Annotated in this window: 18 protein-coding genes and 1 pseudogene; 11 read left to right on the top strand and 8 right to left on the bottom strand. The window is 60.2% G+C overall.

The features are described 5' to 3' along the window. Positions 1-48: 48 nt before the first annotated feature. Both NCHU2750_RS29565 and NCHU2750_RS29560 read right to left on the bottom strand, forming a co-directional pair. Entirely contained in the window at positions 49-660 is a 612-nt protein-coding gene (locus NCHU2750_RS29565; protein ID WP_119945181.1) for a general stress protein, read from the bottom strand. Positions 661-691: 31 nt separating this feature from the next. Continuing rightward, positions 692-1009: a PepSY domain-containing protein gene (locus tag NCHU2750_RS29560; protein WP_119945180.1), complete on the bottom strand. Its 318-nt coding sequence runs from the start codon at positions 1007-1009 to the stop codon at positions 692-694. Between the two features lie 149 nt (positions 1010-1158). Here NCHU2750_RS29560 and NCHU2750_RS29555 point away from each other — a divergent pair, with 149 nt between their 5' ends. The 3 genes from NCHU2750_RS29555 (at position 1159) to NCHU2750_RS29545 (ending at position 2572) form a co-directional block, all read left to right on the top strand. Beyond that, positions 1159-1791, top strand: a complete 633-nt coding sequence (locus NCHU2750_RS29555) for a hypothetical protein (protein ID WP_119945179.1) — start codon at positions 1159-1161, stop codon at positions 1789-1791. A 178-nt stretch (positions 1792-1969) separates the two neighbouring features. Then, a complete protein-coding gene (locus tag NCHU2750_RS29550) occupies positions 1970-2188 on the top strand; it encodes a hypothetical protein (protein ID WP_162939855.1) in 219 nt (72 codons plus the stop codon). 123 nt (positions 2189-2311) lie between these two features. Continuing rightward, positions 2312-2572 (top strand): DUF982 domain-containing protein, encoded by a 261-nt coding sequence (locus NCHU2750_RS29545; RefSeq protein WP_119945177.1) that lies wholly within the window; start codon positions 2312-2314, stop codon positions 2570-2572. Positions 2573-2885: 313 nt separating this feature from the next. Here the strand turns inward: NCHU2750_RS29545 and NCHU2750_RS29540 are convergent, their stop codons facing one another. The 4 genes from NCHU2750_RS29540 to NCHU2750_RS29520 form a co-directional block, all read right to left on the bottom strand. Next, entirely contained in the window at positions 2886-6143 is a 3258-nt protein-coding gene (locus NCHU2750_RS29540) for an error-prone DNA polymerase (protein WP_119945176.1), read from the bottom strand. After that, positions 6140-7651, bottom strand: a complete 1512-nt coding sequence (locus NCHU2750_RS29535) for a Y-family DNA polymerase (RefSeq protein ID WP_119945175.1) — start codon at positions 7649-7651, stop codon at positions 6140-6142. The genes NCHU2750_RS29540 and NCHU2750_RS29535 overlap by 4 nt, the downstream gene beginning before the upstream one ends. Further along, entirely contained in the window at positions 7575-8324 is a 750-nt protein-coding gene (locus NCHU2750_RS29530) for an ImuA family protein (protein WP_119945174.1), read from the bottom strand. The genes NCHU2750_RS29535 and NCHU2750_RS29530 overlap by 77 nt, the downstream gene beginning before the upstream one ends. 562 nt (positions 8325-8886) lie before the next feature. Beyond that, positions 8887-9369 carry a pyridoxamine 5'-phosphate oxidase family protein gene (locus NCHU2750_RS29520; RefSeq protein ID WP_119945173.1) on the bottom strand — a complete coding sequence of 161 codons (483 nt, stop codon included), beginning with the start codon at positions 9367-9369 and terminating at the stop codon, positions 8887-8889. Positions 9370-9530: 161 nt separating this feature from the next. Here NCHU2750_RS29520 and NCHU2750_RS29515 point away from each other — a divergent pair, with 161 nt between their 5' ends. The 3 genes from NCHU2750_RS29515 (at position 9531) to NCHU2750_RS29505 (ending at position 11603) form a co-directional block, all read left to right on the top strand. Continuing rightward, entirely contained in the window at positions 9531-10061 is a 531-nt protein-coding gene (locus NCHU2750_RS29515) for a DUF4142 domain-containing protein (RefSeq protein ID WP_119945172.1), read from the top strand. Positions 10062-10108: 47 nt separating this feature from the next. Further along, positions 10109-10678, top strand: a complete 570-nt coding sequence (locus NCHU2750_RS29510; RefSeq protein ID WP_119945171.1) for a type 1 glutamine amidotransferase domain-containing protein — start codon at positions 10109-10111, stop codon at positions 10676-10678. A gap of 67 nt (positions 10679-10745) precedes the next feature. Then, positions 10746-11603: an SDR family oxidoreductase gene (locus tag NCHU2750_RS29505; RefSeq protein WP_119945170.1), complete on the top strand. Its 858-nt coding sequence runs from the start codon at positions 10746-10748 to the stop codon at positions 11601-11603. 303 nt (positions 11604-11906) lie between these two features. Here NCHU2750_RS29505 and ligD read toward each other — a convergent pair whose 3' ends face one another. Both ligD and NCHU2750_RS29495 read right to left on the bottom strand, forming a co-directional pair. After that, a complete protein-coding gene (ligD, locus tag NCHU2750_RS29500) occupies positions 11907-14561 on the bottom strand; it encodes a DNA ligase D (protein ID WP_119945169.1) in 2655 nt (884 codons plus the stop codon). A gap of 61 nt (positions 14562-14622) precedes the next feature. Next, positions 14623-14931 carry a hypothetical protein gene (locus tag NCHU2750_RS29495; protein ID WP_119945168.1) on the bottom strand — a complete coding sequence of 103 codons (309 nt, stop codon included), beginning with the start codon at positions 14929-14931 and terminating at the stop codon, positions 14623-14625. Positions 14932-15068: 137 nt separating this feature from the next. On the opposite strand from NCHU2750_RS29495, the gene NCHU2750_RS29490 reads away from it, so the two are divergent. The 5 genes and pseudogenes from NCHU2750_RS29490 to NCHU2750_RS29470 all read left to right on the top strand — a co-directional run bounded on the left by NCHU2750_RS29490 (position 15069) and on the right by NCHU2750_RS29470 (position 17358). Continuing rightward, positions 15069-15539: a hypothetical protein gene (locus NCHU2750_RS29490; protein WP_119945167.1), complete on the top strand. Its 471-nt coding sequence runs from the start codon at positions 15069-15071 to the stop codon at positions 15537-15539. An 89-nt stretch (positions 15540-15628) separates the two neighbouring features. Further along, on the top strand, positions 15629-15829 hold the full coding sequence (locus tag NCHU2750_RS29485) for a hypothetical protein (RefSeq protein WP_119945166.1): 201 nt from the start codon (positions 15629-15631) through the stop codon (positions 15827-15829). Positions 15830-15910: 81 nt separating this feature from the next. Next, a pseudogene (locus NCHU2750_RS31075) lies at positions 15911-16197 on the top strand (endonuclease/exonuclease/phosphatase family protein); the annotation flags it as partial. A 94-nt stretch (positions 16198-16291) separates the two neighbouring features. Further along, positions 16292-17035 (top strand): exonuclease domain-containing protein, encoded by a 744-nt coding sequence (locus NCHU2750_RS29475; protein ID WP_245480581.1) that lies wholly within the window; start codon positions 16292-16294, stop codon positions 17033-17035. Beyond that, the gene (locus NCHU2750_RS29470) at positions 17032-17358 is read left to right on the top strand and encodes a hypothetical protein (RefSeq protein WP_119945164.1); all 327 of its coding nucleotides are present in this window, start codon (positions 17032-17034) and stop codon (positions 17356-17358) included. The genes NCHU2750_RS29475 and NCHU2750_RS29470 overlap by 4 nt, the downstream gene beginning before the upstream one ends. Positions 17359-17374: the final 16 nt, after the last annotated feature.

The following is a 17374-nucleotide window of genomic DNA, read 5'->3' as shown; positions in this document are numbered from 1 at the left end:
GCTCCATGACGAAGCGGCGCTGTTCAGTTCACTCATGATGCAACGGCATCAGATGCGCGGATCGGTTCGATAACGGCCACGGTCCGCAGCGATCTGATCGGCTGTGTACGGGTCCGCCGCTTCGTCGAAGCGCGCCCAACCTTCAGTAGCGTAAGCCTCACGGCGGGTGTTAAGATCAACACGGCGCGACCGATCGAGAATGGTCTGCGCAGTCGCGATCTTGTCGCTCTCAACCTTCGCGGCAACAACGGCACCGCCGCGACGGATGCCCTCGGCATAGACATGAGCGTCCTTTTCCGGCACGCCGGACTCGATCATCGCACCGACGATGCCGCCTGCGGCACCACCCACGACCGCGCCTGCCACTGCACCTGCCGCCGTCGCTGCAAGCCAGCCGGCCGCGACGACCGGGCCGACGCCTGGGATCGCCATCATGCCGAGGCCAGTGAGAAGGCCGCCCGCGCCACCGGCGACGGCACCGATGCCGGCACCAGTGCCAGCGCCTTCGGCCGCGTTGTTGCCCTGGCCTTCTACCTCTTCCTTGCCGTCCTTGTAATAGACGATGCTGATGTCATCCGAGGGAACGCCGGCATCTTCCAGTGCCTTGACGGTCGAGCGAGCGTCTTCGTAGGAATCGTAGAGTCCTGTTACGGTCTGCATGGTTGTTTCCTCTTCTTATCGTTGGTGTGGATTACTTGGCCATCGTCACGTTGCCCTGGAAATCCAGAGAGACGTTTCCAGCCTTGCCGTCCTTGGTGCCGGTCGCGCGCCAGACGCCCTGGTCATCAAGCTTCAGGCCGGACACGTCGGTGTAGCCCGCCCCTTCGATGCGCGACTTCGCCTGAGCTTCGGTGAAGCTGTTCTTGCCTGCGACGGGCGCACCGGGGTTCTGCTCACCCGAAGTGGAGATGGCTGGCGTGGTCTGCGATGTCTTCGGGGTCTCGCTCTGCGCAAAAGCGGCGGATGCCGAGAGGAGAGCGGCGGCGGCGACAAAAGCTAGTTTTTTCATGGTGTTCCTCCAATTTCCGCATCCTCGCTGGAATGCGAGTAAGTAACACGCTCGGACAGATTTGGTTCCAGAGCTTAGTGCGCGCTGGCGACCACGCCGCTCGCCTTTCGCTCGTTGACGCATGAGGGATGTCACACCATTTAAAGAGCATGCCGAAGACAGACAAAAAGTGCGACATCGAACTGTTCAGGACGTGGACCTTGTCGACCGCGATGACCTTGGGATCGTCGGTCCGCGCGAAAGGTATCCTCCACGAGATCCAGGCTCGCCTCCCGGCGGCTTCCAAAAAGTCGATCAGCCTCGATGGCAACGAGCTCACTCTCGCGATGAGGGCCAGCGAGAAGACCGCGTTCAATGCTGCTGCAGGTGTAGTCTCAGGGGTGATGAACGAAGCCGAGACACTTCCGGTGATACCGCGCGAAATCCAGGACATCCTCGTCATTAAGCCGAGCGAGCGTCACCGCTGGCTTGCGGACGGACGACTTCCGAGCGCAGGAACGAGGACAGTCCGACTGAACGGTCGTGCCCGGCAGATCACCTTTCATGTCTTCGATCCAAAGGTAGTGGAGGACCTTCTTGACAGAGGCGTTGTCGACGAATGGCGGGTTGAAGATGCTGAAGCCAAAGCGGCTAAGCGTGAGAAGGCCACGTATCAAAGGAAGGTGGAGCGCTCGCTCAGGAAGAATCCGAAGGCTATAAAGAAGGATGACCGCGCCATCGACGAGCGCGCCCAACAACTCCGTGGCTGGGAGGAGTTCGACAGCGATGGTTTCCTACGATAGCCGGATGATCACGAGCATCCCGTGATATCTTGCACATTTCAGCGGGTATATTCGACCATAGGTATCTTCGCATAAAGGCCCTTTTGGCCCAGGCGCAGATCTGGAAAATTATCCAGTCAAAGGGTTCTCTATCTGTTTGCTCGCGCTAGATGCCGTGGCGTCGCAAGGAGATTTGATAATGTCAGTCATTCCGGATGGCCGTGATCAGCACAGTCCAGGGCCAAAGGGTCTTCGAACCATTGCCAGGCAATATTTTGATGAAGGCTACACGGCAGCCAGAGATGGCATTCAGGCCATCGCAAATCCCTATATGTTCGATCAGACGACAGAGCGCATGGACGTTTGGTTTGATGGATTCTATTCCTTCCAGCGGAACAAACTCCGCGCCCACCCCTAACGTGACCACTAAAAACACTATCTCGGCTATGCACAATTAGAGATTTCTAATATTGCCTCAATGACCGGAACCTAGGTTATTGGAAAGCGTTGGTGTGCCGCTGATGGTACGGAAGGAAAGAGCATGTCTGGTCCCGACGCACGTTGGAGTACGCCGGTCGAAGTAAAATTCGCTTCAACTGGTAAAACTGAAGTTTCCGGTCCGTTTGAGGCACTAGCCTATCTCACTGATAGCTGGCCTGCAGAGCAGGACCTGCATTATGTGAAGGCGCGTAGTGCTTGCCGTGGCGCGCTTGCGGGTCATAAGACGGTTGACGAAGCCCGTGCCGCGTTTGAGACCGCAGCTGCTAAAGCGAGAAAGCAGTTCGAGAAGCACAGGAACTAACGGTCTCAAAACCGAAAAGCCCCGATTTATCTCGGGGCTTTTTCTTTTAAGCTTTCGATGCCTCGAGCACTTCGGCCAGCCGGCGCTCCTGTTCAAGAAAAGCTTTAAGCGCAGCTTCATGCTGCCGCTGCTGACGGGCCTGCCAGCGAAGGACGATTTCTTTCATGAAACGTGTTCGGAAAAGCTGTGCGTTCATCATATGCCCCCTTGTTGGAAGGCGGTAACGCACGTGTAGGCTGTCGGTTCCTCGTGATCACGGCTAGATTGCCACGCGATCGGACAATGTGTAGTTCCGTCTTGAGATTTGGCAAAGTCAGTGAAAATTCCTTGCCTTCACTTTAAGGGTTTCGATGTGCAGGTCCGGAATGAAGATATCTCTCGTCTTTACCGCAGCTCGATCACGGTGGTCTCCGCTCCCAGGCGATCCGTGGGCAAACTCATCTCCCCTGCCGGTTGGTATCTTGACGTCGAGGTCGCGGTCGCCCAGCGCAGCCAAGTCGCCTGACAGATCGTAGAGTTGCCGCGCGATGAGATGGACGACCTCGCCTTCCCTCTGGATCTTGCCATGGATCCCCATCATGCTCGCTCCGAGGACGATCCGCCGCTGCTTCTCGAACAGCGTCGGCCAGACAACGACATTCGCTGGTCCGGTCTCATCTTCAACGGTCAGGAACATGACCCCCTTCGCGGAACCCGGCTTCTGGCGCACGAGGACGAGGCCAGCGATCATCATGAAGCGGCCGTCCTTTCCGTTCATCGCGTCCCCGCACGTCACGATACGGCGCGCTTCCAGATCACTTCGCAAGAAGGCGACCGGGTGCTGTCGGAGTGTCAGCCCGGCATGCTGGTAATCTTCGATCACGTTGTGGCCTTCGGTCATCTGTCGAAGCTCGACTTCTGGCTCGTTCTGCTCGGCGACGGCCTTCTGCTCGCGTTCGGCAGCGGCCGCGAACAACGGCAGGGGCTCGTCCCTGAGGGCCTTGATGGCCCACAACGCATCGCGACGCTCAAGACCGAAGGCGGGCCTGAAGGCGTCGGCCTCCGCGAGCTGTGTCAGGGCCTCGGCCGGCACTCCGGATCGTCGCCAGACATCGTCGACGGATTCGAAGTCCCGTTCCAAGCGGGCGGCGACGATCTTCGCGGCGTCGAGGGTGGCCAGCCCTTTTACGAGCCGCATTCCCAGACGGACGGCATGGCGATCCGTGCCTGGAACGGACTCGAGCGTGCAGTCCCAGCGGGAGTGGGCGACCGACACCGGACGGATCTCGACACCATGCCTCTTCGCGCAGTCGACGATCTGTGCGACCGCGTAGAAACCCATCGGCTGGCTGTTGACGAGAGCAGCGCAGAATGCGTCCGGGAAGTGGCACTTGATGTAGCAGCTCGCATAGGCGATTAGCGCGAAGGACGCCGCGTGGGATTCCGGGAAGCCGTAGGACCCGAACCCCTCGAGCTGCTTGAACGTCCGTTCGGCAAACTTCCTTGTGTAGCCGTTGTTGACCATGCCCTCGACCAGCTTCGTCTGGAAGCGCGAGACCCCGCCCGTGAATTTAAAGGTCGCCATGCTCTTGCGGAGCTGATCGGCCTCGCCGCCCGTAAATCCTGCGCAGACCATCGCCACCTTCATCGCGGACTCTTGAAAAAGCGGCACGCCGAGGGTCTTACCAAGAACGGCCTCCAATTCCGGCGTCGGGTATTCGATCTTTTCCTTGCCCTCGCGGCGTCGAAGGTATGGATGCACCATGTCGCCCTGTATCGGCCCCGGACGAACGATGGCGACCTGGACGACCAAATCATAGAAGGTGCGCGGCTTGAGGCGTGGCAGCATCGACATCTGCGCCCGGCTTTCGACCTGGAAGGTCCCCAAGGTGTCCGCCTTCCGGATCATGGCATATGTCGCTGCGTCCTCCTGCTTCACCTTGGCAAGGTCCAGATCCTCGCCCTTGTGCTCGCGGATAAGATCGAAGGCCTTCTGCATGCACGTCAGCATGCCGAGCGCGAGAACGTCGACCTTCATCATCTTCAGGGCTTCGACGTCGTCCTTATCCCACTCGATAACCTGCCGGTCTTCCATCCGTGCCGGCTCGATCGGAACGAGGTCGTCGAGGCGAGAGCGGGTCAGAACGAAGCCACCGACGTGCTGCCCGAGATGCCGGGGCGCGCCCATGAGTTCGCGGGCCAGCCGGAGCGTCATCACCAGACGGTAGTCATCCGGGTTGAGGTTGAGGTCGGTGACGTTCTTCTCGGTGATTTCCTCGCTCCAGGACCATAGTCCGGATGACAGCGCCTTCGTGACGTCCTCAGGCAGTCCCATCGCCTTGCCGACGTCGTGGATCGCGCCCTTTGCGCGGTATCTTGTGACGGTGCAGACGAGCGCCGCCCGGTCGCGTCCATAGGTTCGGTAGATCCATTGGATAACCTCCTCGCGTCGGGCATGTTCAAAATCCACGTCGATGTCAGGCGGTTCGTTGCGCTCTTTCGACACAAAACGCTCAAACAACAAGTCGTTCGTCTCCGGGTCGATGCTCGTGATGCCGAGGATGTAGCAGATAGCGCTATTCGCCGCGGAGCCACGGCCCTGGCAGAGGATACCCTGACTGCGCGCGAACTTGACGATGCTGAAGACCGTCAAGAAGTAGGGCGCGTAGTCCATCTCTTTGATAAGGTCGAGCTCGTGCCGGACGGATCGGAGCACCTTCTGCGGCAGTCCCTCCGGATATCGGTCGGGGATGCATTCCCGAACGTAGTGCTCGAGCGATTGTTGGGGGCTCATGCCGTCGACGATTGCTTCTTCTGGGTATTCGTAGGTCAGCTCCTCGAGCGAGAACCTGCAGCGATCGACGATCTCCATCGTGCGGGCGAGCGCCTCCGGACAGCGTGGGAACAGCCGTTCCATCTCCTGCGGAGGCTTGAGGTAACGGTCGGCGAACCGCTCGCGCTCGAACCCGACATCGTCGATCGTCGTGCCCTCGCGGATGCAGGTGACGATGTCCTGAAGCTGACGCCTGCCGGGCTCATGGAACAGGACATCGTTGGTGACGACCGTCTTCACCTTGTAACGAGACGCCATGTTCGACAGCTCGTGGAGCCGCATCTGGTCGTTTGGCCGACGCCGGAGACAGAGCGAGACGTAAGCCCGGTCTGCGAACACGTCCTTCATCCGCCGGAGCTGGACGGCGCAAGCATCGTCGGGCAGGTCCGGAATGAGGATGCCGATGAGTCCCTCGGCGTAGAGTGGAAGATCGTCGAAGTGCAAGATGCAGTTGTTCTTCCCGCCCCTGCGCTTGCCGAGTGTTATCAGACGCGTCAGGCGGGAGTATGCCGCCTTGTCCGTGGGATAGACGAGGATCGACATGCCGTCCTGAAGATCGAGCCGGCATCCGACGACGAGGCGAAGGCCGGTCGCGCGCGACGCCTCGAGCGCCCGGACGATCCCGGCGAGCGAGTTGCGGTCGACGACGCCCAGCGCTTCGATCCCGAGCTCCTTGGCGGTCGCGAACAGTTCGTCCGCCGAAGACGCGCCGCGCAGGAAAGAGAAATGGGTCGTGGTCTGGAGTTCGGCGTACCTCATGCAAATATCCCGTGCATGAACCAGCGATGGCTTCCGGTCTCCGGATCGACGCCGTCGCCGGCCCTGTAGATCCAGAAGCGCTCGCCGTGGTCGTTCTCGATCGTGAAATAATCCCTCACGGCCTCCAGCTCCGCGGGCCTGCGCCACCATTCGCCGAAGATGCGTTCCGGCCCGTCGGCTCGGACGACCTTGTGGCGATTGCCACGCCAGACAATGGCGCGCGGCGGGTGGTCGGGCAGTAGCGCGATGGCCTCGATCTGATCCGGGCGCGCGAGCAGCCGGACGGGACGACGCCAGTGCCCGACCCAGCTTTCCTCAGCGACGTCGGCGACGGCGGAGATGCGATGGACGCTGCGCTCCGGAACGTCGGACGCGACAGGAGCGAGACGGTACACGCGCTGGCCACGGTTGCCGAAGATGTCGATCAACGGAGTGATGTCCTTTATTTTTTCTTCTATGAGCAAGGACGCGCGCTGCTCTTCTTCGAGCGGCTCGGCGGCCGCAGCGACGAGGGTCAGCTTTTCGATGCCGAAACCCGGCTCGATCTTCTCGGTGCGGTCGCGGAAGAGCTTGGTCAGCCACGCGATGTCGCGGGCGGGCTTGGCGGTTCCGGCGCGGATAACCTGGCGGGTATTGTCGACCTTCTCGACGAAGAGATCGGTGCGTCGGACGCCCAGTCCCCGCGTCTCGAGTTCGGCGACGAGCTGGACCACCAGGCGGCCTACGTATTTGTTGATTGTCTCAGCCGAGCCGATCGGTTCCTGGAAATTGCGGGAGACTTCGACCATCTCGGCGGTTCGGATGGGATCGATCGGTTCTGCCATGGTGCCACGGGTCTGGTCGATGCGACGCCCGACTTCGGGCCCGAAGCGCAGGGCGAGCGGCGCGCGCGGAGTGTTCGACAGCTCTCCGATGGTTTGGAAACCAAGAACTCGGAGGTCAGCGACGACTTTTTCCGGCAACCGCAGCAACGAGATCGGCAGCTTCTCGACAGCCCGGAATGTCTCGGTCGGTGGAACGATGACGGTCTCGCGCTTGATCGCTCGGGCGCACGCGTGGGCCGCACCCCAGCTATCGGCTATAGCGATGCGGGCTTTGAGCTTCTTGCCGTGGAAAGAATTGAACATGGTGGTCACCATCCGAAGTTCCCCGCCCTGCAGGTGATCAGCACCTTCTGTGTCGAGGACGAGGCCGTCCGTACCGTCCACCGCGACGATCGGCGAATAGTGCCGGAGCGCCCACAGTGCGATGAGCTCCAGCGCTCGGGCATCCGCTGCAGGGTCAGCATCGACGAGCATGAGGTCGCGAAAGAGAGCCTGTGCTTTGGCGGCCGGCATCCCGACCTTCACGCCCACCGCCTTCGCGGCGGCGTCAGAGGCCGCTACCCAGCGCTTCGAACCGCTCCGGGCGACGACGGCGATGGGCTGGTCGTCAGGAATTGACGGATCGTCGCGCCGTATTCGATCCGTTGGCAGATCCGGAAGATATATCGATACGACCCTGCCCATCACATGCTCCTACGCAAAACTCAGCACATTCCCCCGCCTTTACTCTCATTAGCTCGAGAAACCACCGCGCCCGGCCGACGCCCGGAACGGGCAGCGTCTCGGACGGAAGGACGCTGACCCTCCAACGCGTCGTGGCCGCGGTCGGCTGGCCGAAATCCGACGCCTCCGTCTGCCGACGCCAGCGTCTCACCACGATAGCCATCGTCCCCGTTCGCTCAGCAGCGAGTTGCAGACGACGGGAGGCGACCATCGGCAGGCGGACGAGCTCTCCGACGACGACACCGAGACCCCCATATGACAGCGCCTCTTCCATTGATGCGAGCACCTCCTCTTCCTTGCCCGCTTCCACGAAGACAACTCGGCTCGGATGCAGACCGACCTGAGCGAGTGCTGGAAAGAACAGGTCTGGCCTCGTCAGGCACCAGACCACCGGCCCTCTCGTCCGCGCGGCGACCCCAGCTGCGAAGAGGGCTGCAGCCGCTCCATCGACCGTGCCCGATCCACCGCCTGCGAACTCGTGCAGCGCACCATAAGCGAGCCCGCCTCCGGGCAGATGAGCATCGATGTCCGGCACTCCAAATGGCAGGCATACCTTCTGCTTCGCCAGGCCGCCCTCCATGGCGGCTATGCGTTCACGCAGTTCAGAGATCGCTATCGCCCGCACAGCCGACATCGTTCGCTAGAATCCTTCCGGGTAGCGTTTAATCCGACGGCCTCATGCCGTACAAAAGCTGATGTTCTGCGTATGTTCCATTTTCAGAAACGGGTGTCAAGGCGACCGAGATTGAGGAATGTATTCCTGTGAATTAGTTATTCGGAAGATTAGCAAGCGGAATCAATTTCGTAGGCATCCGCGCGAAATGGGCGTCGCCATTGAAAATATTTTTATCATTCCCGGCGCCTTGTCTGTGGATTCCGTGTCGTATAGTCAGCCCCCGCTCCGGCATGAGGCCGGCCATGGAGAGACGATGGCGCGACGCTGCCCGCCACCCGAGAGCTGTACCGGTCCGAAACTGAAGGATGTCCGCTTGCAAGTTATCGACGTCGAGTGCCGACGCTGCGGGACCAAGGGCTCATATGTAAGGACAGAGCTGGTGAAGTCGTTTGGCGCGGGCGTGAGCTTCTCGACACTGCGACGGCGAGCAGCCATGGGATGCGAATTTATGACCGGCCCGGACGGGGATCGGTGCCAGACACGGTTCCCCTGCCTCGACACCGACCAGTCTTGACTGCGCCTACATCTCCACTTTGGCGCTGTCGCCCATGTCCGGACGCGAGCTGCTCACCGCTGCTGCCGCCATCTTGATGTAGCTGATGACCGTGCCGGGCCTGTCCCAGTATTCCGCATATGACGGGATGATCTTCAGCACCCGGATGGACGGATCGTCGGCATTGTCCCACCAAGCCTTTGCGGGCGTCGCCCAGAGGTCGTGGATCTTTTCACGGTCGTTCTGCACTTCCGCCGTGCCGGAGATCGAGACGTATTTCTGTCCTTTCGAATCCGCGAAGGCGAGGCAGACGTTCGGGTGGCGGGCGATCTCGTCGTCTTTGTGGCTGGCAACGTCTGTCAAGAAGTAGATCGCGTTCTCGATCTCCTCGGCGTGGGCAGCCATCGGTCGGGCGCGCAGGTCACTGCCTGACTGTGTCGTCAACATGCAGAACCCGATCTTCTCGATCAGCTTCCATACCTTGCCCAGATCGTCGTCTTCGTGTGCCATCTCTGCCTCTTTGCTTGTTGAGCGGGACGAAACGAAAGGCCCGGAGCGATGTTCCATTCGTTATAAGAGCTTCCGCTTCAAGATGATTACAGTCGTCGGCAGGAACAATCCGGCGCAGTGAAGGTTCTCACAGAGCAACCCCGCAAACGGAGCTCACCCTCATGAAGAAGACCATTGCCTTCGCAGGCCTCGCCTTGCTGATCGCATCCCCCGTATTCGCCCAGTCCGCAGCCGAGAAGACCGGTGTGAACTCCATGCTCGGGATGGCCCCGAAAACCGAGGACTTCGTGGCAGAAGCCGCCACCAGCGATATGTTCGAGATCGAATCCAGCAAGCTCGCTCTGGAACGCTCTGATGACGCTACCAAGGCGTTCGCTCAGCAGATGATCGCCGACCATGAAAAGACGACGGGCGAGCTCAAGGGCCTGGTGACCAGCGGAAAGGTCCAGGCCCAGATCCCGACAGCGATGACGTCGTCGCAGCAGGACATGCTGAACAAGCTGAAGGGCCTGCAGGGCGCCGATTTCACCAAGCAGTACCATTCGGATCAGGAAGACGCCCACAAGGACGCCGTTGATCTGTTCAAGCGTTACGGCGACAGCGGCGACAATGCCGACCTGAAGGCATGGGCCGCCAGTACCCGTCCGGCGCTGGAGCACCATCTGCAGATGGCGACCGACCTGAACAAGTAAGGTTCCACTTCGTCGAACACCTTCAACAAAAAAACCAGGAGAGAGACATGACCCTTGAGGGCAAGACTATTGCAATCCTCATCGCACCCCGCGGGACGGAAGACGTGGAATTCTCCAAGCCCAGACAGGCTGTGGAAGACGCAGGCGGCACGGTGGTCGTCATCGGGTCGAAGCCCGGATCGGCAGACACGGTCAACGGCGATCTGGATCCCGGCAACAGCTACACGGTCGACAAGGCGGTATCCGAGGTTTCGGCAAGTGATTTCGACGGCCTCGTAATCCCTGGCGGCAGTGTGGGGGCTGACAAGCTACGCGGAGACGAAAAAATCGTTTCGTTTGTGCACGACTTCTTCGCGCAGCAGAAGCCGGTCGGCGTTATCTGCCACGGACCCTGGATCCTAGTCGAAGCCGATGTCGTGAAGGGGCGCACGCTGACGTCCTATCCGACTGTCTCGACCGACATCCGCAATGCCGGCGGCACGTGGGTGGACCAGGAAGTCGTCACCGACAAGGGCCTGGTGACAAGCCGCAACCCGAACGACCTGCCCGCCTTCTGCGCGAAAATCGTCGAAGAGTTCGCCGAAGGTCGTCACCCGGCGCAGGCTCGCAGCGCCTAATTGTTGGAACGGCCGGCGGTGTCATTGAAGGGCCGTCGGCGACCAACTCAGATAACAAGGAAGAGATATGACCAACTATCCGACACCACCGTTCCAGACGCCACGCCAGCAGATGCCAGGATCGACTAATGCGATGTCGCCGATCCCTGATCACGGCGAAGACAGCTACCGCGGCTCCGGTCGCCTTGCCGGAAAGAGAGCCGTCATCACTGGCGGCGACAGTGGGATCGGACGCGCCGTTGCGATTGCATATGCGCGCGAGGGCGCGGACGTGTTGATCTCCTACCTGGACGAGGACAGCGACGCCGAGCAGACGAAATCCTGGGTCGAAAAGGCTGGCCGCAAAGCTGTTCTCGTCCCCGGCGACATCCAGAACTCGGAGCACTGCCGTCACATCATCGAGACCGCGGTCGCTGAACTCGGCGGGATCGACATTCTCGTCAACAATGCCGCGCACCAGGCAAGCTTTTCGGATATCGGCGATATCAGCGACGAGGAATGGGAGCTGACCTTCAGGACGAATATCCACGCGATGTTCTATCTGACGAAGGCCGCTGTCGCGCACATGAAGCCCGGCAGTGCGATTATTAACACGGCCTCGATCAATGCCGACAGCCCCAGCCCGCATCTCCTCGCCTATGCGACTACCAAGGGAGCGATCCAGAACTTCACGGCCGGCCTTGCGCAGATGCTGGCGGACAAGGGCATTCGTGCCAATGCGGTTGCACCCGGCCCGATCTGGACGCCGCTGATCCCATCGACCATGCCGGATGAGAACGTGAAGAATTTCGGCAAGCAGGTTCCCATGCAGCGGCCGGGACAGCCGGCGGAGCTGGCAACGTCATACGTGATGCTCGCCGACCCGTTGTCGAGCTACGTCTCCGGCGCGACGATCGCCGTTACTGGCGGCAAGCCAATCATTTGAGCCCCGCCGCGTTCGGCATAACGACGAGAGGCCGTTGTACTCACTACGGCCTCTCGTCTAGCCGAGCAACTTATCATCAGTGCCGGCCTTTTAAGCCTCTATCAGGACCGCGCACGAAAAGAGATGGCAAAGGATCGCATCAAAAGAACTCGCCTATTCAGGCAGGTTGTTGGGCTGTTTCGCGGTGAGTGATCGCGCCGATCTCGCGACAAATTGAGCCCAAACGAAATTACGCACGCCCTCATTAAAAACCTGAACTCGTCAAAAGCTCTGAGAGCTTCCGCAGGCTGCGGCCCGAGCTTGTCATTTCGTTAGCTTCGCCAACCGTGTGATAGCCTGCGCAAGAGGTCTTTCTCCGTCACGATAATCTTGCCAAGCCGTACTCTTCTTCAAAAGATCAGGCACGGTCCTTACCGTGAATCGCTTCGGGTCGAGGTCCGCTCTGACCTGTGTCCAATTGAGCGGCATGGAAACTGTCGCGCCGGGGCGAGCCCGCGGAGACAACGGTGCCACAGCCGTCGCCATCCGATCGTTGCGCAGATAGTCGAGGAAGATGCGGCCATCGCGCTGGTTCTTTGCCATCTTGATGAGGTAAAGCTCCGGGTTTTCGAGGGCCATCTGTTCGCAGATGTCATGGGCAAAGCCCTTCGCGTCGTCCCAGCTCAGTTTCTTGCCCTTCTGCACAGCCAAGGGTGTGACGACATGCAGGCCCTTTCCACCCGTCGTCTTGCAGAAGCTGACGAGGCCCACTTCCTCTAGGCGATCACGGATTTCCCGCGCTGCGTCCACCACGGCAGAGAATTCGACATCTGAACCGGGATCGAGATCGAAGACCAGGCGGCCTGGCACCTCGGGCTGACCGGGTTCGCAATTCCACGGATGAAGTTCGACGCCGCCGAGCTGGGCAATCGCCACCAGCCCTTCGATCCGGTCAATCTGCAGATATGCTTTCTTGTCGCCGAACACTGTGACGAGTTCGAGCAAGTTGGATGTGCCCGGCATGGCATGGCGCTGGAAGAACTGCTCGCCGCCAATCCCGTCAGGCGTACGGATAATCGAACAGGGACGACCTTTGATGTGCTCGATCAACCATGACCCAACAGCCTCATGATAGCGAGCCAGATCAAGCTTGGTCACTGGCTTTTTGTCGCCGGCATCCGGCCAGAGCGGCTTATCCGGGCTTGAGATCATCACGCCCATGACGTCCACCTTCGCACCCTTGCGAAGGCCCTTCGGGGCAGGCTTGTCCGCCTCAGGGCCAGGCACTTTGGTTTGCAAAGGAGATGTCGGCGTTTCCGCTTCCACCTCCTGCGCCGGCTTGTCTTCCCGCAAGCCTTTGAAGGCAGCCTGCCTGACCTGACCGTCGGCGGTCCATCCGGCGAACTCGATTTCTGCGACAAGTTCAGGTTTCAGCCAGACGATGTCGACCGATTTCTTTGGCGCGCCGATGCCGGTGAATGGCGATTTCGATGCCTCCATCGCCTTAAGCTTCGGCAACAATCTCTCCACGACCTTTGCCCCGTAACCCGTGCCGACCCGGCCGACATATACGAAGTGACTGCCACGATTGACGCCGACAAGCAGCGAGCGGAACCGGCCTTTGGTCTTCGCATATGCGCCAATCACTACCTCATGCCCGGCACGACATTTCGACTTAGCCCAGGTATCTGAGCGGCCGGATCGATATGGCGCGGTGGCCTGCTTCGATACGATTCCCTCCAATGATAGACGGCAGGCGGACTTCAGCACGGCATCGCCGCCGGTCTCGAAATGCTCGACAAACCGCAGAAGCGGATCGCCGCTAGCGTGAGAGAGAAGTCCGGCTAGTCGGTCCTTACGCTTGGTGAGGGGCAATTCGCGCATATCCTCATCACTGGCAAATGGGAGGTCGAAGGCAAAGTAAACAAGTTCGTCCGTCTTGCCTTCCGATAGCGCCGCCTGCAGCGCGGCAAAATCGGGTGCTCCGTTTTCATCAAGTGCGCAGATTTCGCCATCGATGATGCAGTCGGGAAGAGATGACGCAGCGGCGGAGATAGCCGCCCACTTTTTCGTCCAGTCGACACCCTTGCGGGTCTTGAGTGTAACATCTCCATCCTCCACCCGCATCTGGATGCGGTAGCCATCGAACTTGATCTCGTGGATCCAGCCCTTGCCGGAGGGTGGGCGATCCAGGGTCTCGCAGAGCTGCGGCGCAATGAAGTCCGGCATCTCCGACGATACACCTTTTGCCATAGCCGGCTTCTTCGACGCCTTTGGCTTGATGTTGTGGCCAGCCTGGCGTTCCTCCGCCGCCAGCCCCTGGCTGCTATCCCAGACGGCGTCCGCCTCGACTACCGCTTCGCTCAGCATGAAGGGCTTCGGTTTCCGTCCCTTGCCCGACGCGATTGCATCCATCGTCCGGCCCGAGGCGACGGACTTCATGTTCGTTTCCAAAACGGCAGCACCATCCTCGTCGACGGAGAACTCGTCATGATGCTTGATCAGGAGCCAGTTGGTGCGCTTGCCGCCGTCCCGGTCGTGACGCATACGCACCAGCACGAAGCTGCCATGCAGTCGGTCTCCCTCCAGTGAGAACTTGAAGTCGCCCTTGGCAAGTGCTTCTTCCGGTGAACTGCGACCTTCCGGCTCCCAGTATCCGCGATCCCACAGCATGACCGTGCCGCCGCCATACTCACCTTTCGGTATCGTACCTTCGAAATCGCCGTAATCGAGCGGATGATCCTCGACTTCGACGGCGAGCCGCTTGTCGCCGGGATCGAGGGACGGGCCTTTGGTCACCGCCCAGGACTTGAACACCCCGTCCAACTCGAGGCGAAGATCGTAATGGAGCCGAGTGGCATCATGCTTCTGGATCACGAACCGTCGGCGGTTCGAGGATGTAACATCGACCTCGCCCCTTGGTTCGGCGGTTTTCTTGAAGTCGCGTTTGGCTCGGTATGTCGAGAGGTTGTCGGCCATCGGTTTGGTGATCCTTGCACGCACACTGATCGGAGCCGGCAAGATGCCGGCCCGAACCTATTCACCGGCCAGATACTCGTATCGCGCCCGCATCGCCGAGACTGCGCTGGACCCCCGCGAACCGGTCGGCCGAGATGTCGGCTGAAACTTCGATTTCTCCTTCAAGTGCGGCGTCGTCACGCGCGCCTCCCGTACGCGACGCGTCGGCACCTGAAGGCTTGGAGCCCGTTGTGTTCCAATCGGTCGTTGACTGGATGAAGAATTCAGGGCGCGAAATTCCATGCTGCTGGACCAGATGCTCTACGGCAAGGTCTGCTGCTTCGCGCGTGTCGAAAACCGCCCGGATCGTAGTTGTGCTGTCGTCAGCCATAAGACGTTCTCCTGTTTTGCAAGTTCACGTCTTCAAACGCAGGGACGAGCTGGTGGTTTCGTCGCCTGAAGATGATCGAATTCGACGGAACTAACGACCCCGGAAAGTGTTCGTGGATGGAACCCAGGAGGATGCCTATGACCCCCTCGAAATCACCAGCAGTCGAGGCTCTCGAGCAGGAAACAGCTCAAGAGTCTAAAAAACACGAATCCGCACTCGACGTTGGCCTGAAAGACACATTCCCGGCTTCGGACCCTGTCTCGGCGACAACGACGTCCATCCCTGCTGGACTCGCGCCCCCTGCTGCGCTGGATCGCAGCAACAACTCGGATGCGCCGCTCGTCGATGAGGCTCTTGCATCTACGAGTGAACCGGAAAATATCGGTGAGTCACCACTTTTATCATCCGATGAAGAACTTGCTGCCTTGAAGGCAGAAGTTGCACGGCTGCGAGAAAGTGCCAGCGAGATTGGATCCGCGACGGTGCGCGTTGCAAAGGCGCAAGCTTCTGACCTCATCGTAGACATGGCGGAGAGGATCCGCAGGAAGCCACTACCCGCGGTCGGCATTGCAGCCGTCATAGGCTTCGTCTGGGGCATGAGGCGTTGACCGAAAAGATCTCAAGTCGAGCGCGGTAACGTTTGGTCGGCTTACGCACCTGAGTGAAGGTTCGTAGTGAAATCCAAAGGGAGGAAAAAATGGCCAATCCGGAAGACGATGCTAAAGGTCAATACGCTCCGTCCCAGGCAGATCCTCATGCCTCGGGCGTCCACAGTGCGAAGCCGGCCGTGATCACCGGCTCGGAGGATGCGACGGAAAACAAGATCCCGCCCGGTCAGAAAGGCCCCAAAAAGGATTGGGACATAAATTTCGACCCCGCCGACAAAAGCAGAGATTGAAAAGCACGGGTTCTAGTTGGAACCACGAGAGCACAACTGACAATCGTTCCGACGGCGACCGTGGAATGGTGTCGACGCAACATGAAGATCGCGACCTATAACGTGAACGGTGTCCGCGGCTCCTCGATATTCTTCTTCGTTGGCTGAAAGACGACAAACCAGATGTCGTCTGCCTGCAGGAGCTCAAGACAACCGCTTTTCCGTCGAGAGAGATGGAGCACGCGGGATATGGTGCCATCTGTCAGGGTCAGAAGTCCTGGAACGGGCTCGCCATCCTGGCCCGCGGACAAGAGTCGATCCTCTCCCGGAAGGGGATACCCATTCAAGCTCCCGGTTCGCCTGCTCGGCGTAAACCTGTCATCGTCGATGAGCTAGCGGGGTGACGACAACGACGACGAGGAACAACTGCACCTCGGTTTCGATCTATGAGCTAATGGAAATCGGGAACAGGAAATCGTGTCAATATCTCGCGTGCGCGTCATAGATCTGGAAACGGCCGGTAATGGCGCGAACGATGTCTGCGAGATCGGTTGGCAGGACGTGGTGCTCGGCGACGATGGGCGCTGGACCATAAACGAAGAACTCGGCGCATACCTCGTCAATCCGGGGCGGCCTATTTCGCCTGAGACCATGGCGATTCATCATATCCGCGACGAGGACGTCGCAAGAGCTCCTTACTGGAAAGAGGTGGCGCCAGGTGTCTTGCGTCAAGCGGAAGGTGTCATTGCTCTAGCCGCCCATCGTGCCGCCTTCGAACAGCGCTATTGCACCCCTCGCCTGACCGGCGGTCTGCCCTGGATTTGCACCTGGAAATGCGCGCTCCGGGTCTGGCCCGAGCTGCCCCGGTTTTCCAATCAGATGTTGCGCTACCAGAGAATGCCGGAGGGCCTCGTTCACGAGATCGGCCTGCCGGCGCATCGGGCGATGCCGGACGCCTATGTCACGGCGCATCATCTACGCGATCTTTTGAACGCGGCATCGCTCGAACGGTGCCTGGCATGGAGTGCAGAGCCGGGTCTCCTGCCCCGGGTGCCAGCCGGACCGGATCGCGGCAAAAGCTGGGATCGCCTTGGGCTGGAGGCGCTCAAAGAATTCCTGCGGGATCGGGATGCCGACGTGCGCTTCACGGCTCAAACTGAACTTGCCAGGCGGGGTGACCGTCATCGGCCCGAAACTGCCGAGCCGCAGCAGCGGACGTTGCTATGACGAAAGCTCGCGCGCCTGCGGCCCATCCCGACACGCCGGACGGACGCTATTTCGTGGTGCGCGGTCGCCTCTGGCGAAGAGGCAATCCTGCGCTCGATGAGGGGACCCGACAGCTACTGGTCAATGAATTGATGGCGGCGCGCCGAGCCGTTCGGGACGCAAAGGGTGACCCGGTCAGGCTTGCGGATGCACGCCGCCAGGTCGACGACGCCAAGATCGCGCTCGGCGAGCGCGGTCCGGTCTGGTGGACCGATGGAGACCCGGACTTCAACCGGTACCTCGTCAGGAACACGCCCTATGCTCGGTGGTTCGACAGCTTGTAGACCTATTGAGCTCGGG

The organism is Neorhizobium sp. NCHU2750 (assembly GCF_003597675.1).
Lineage (GTDB): Bacteria > Pseudomonadota > Alphaproteobacteria > Rhizobiales > Rhizobiaceae > Neorhizobium.
This window is presented reverse-complemented; position numbering and strand designations above follow the sequence as displayed.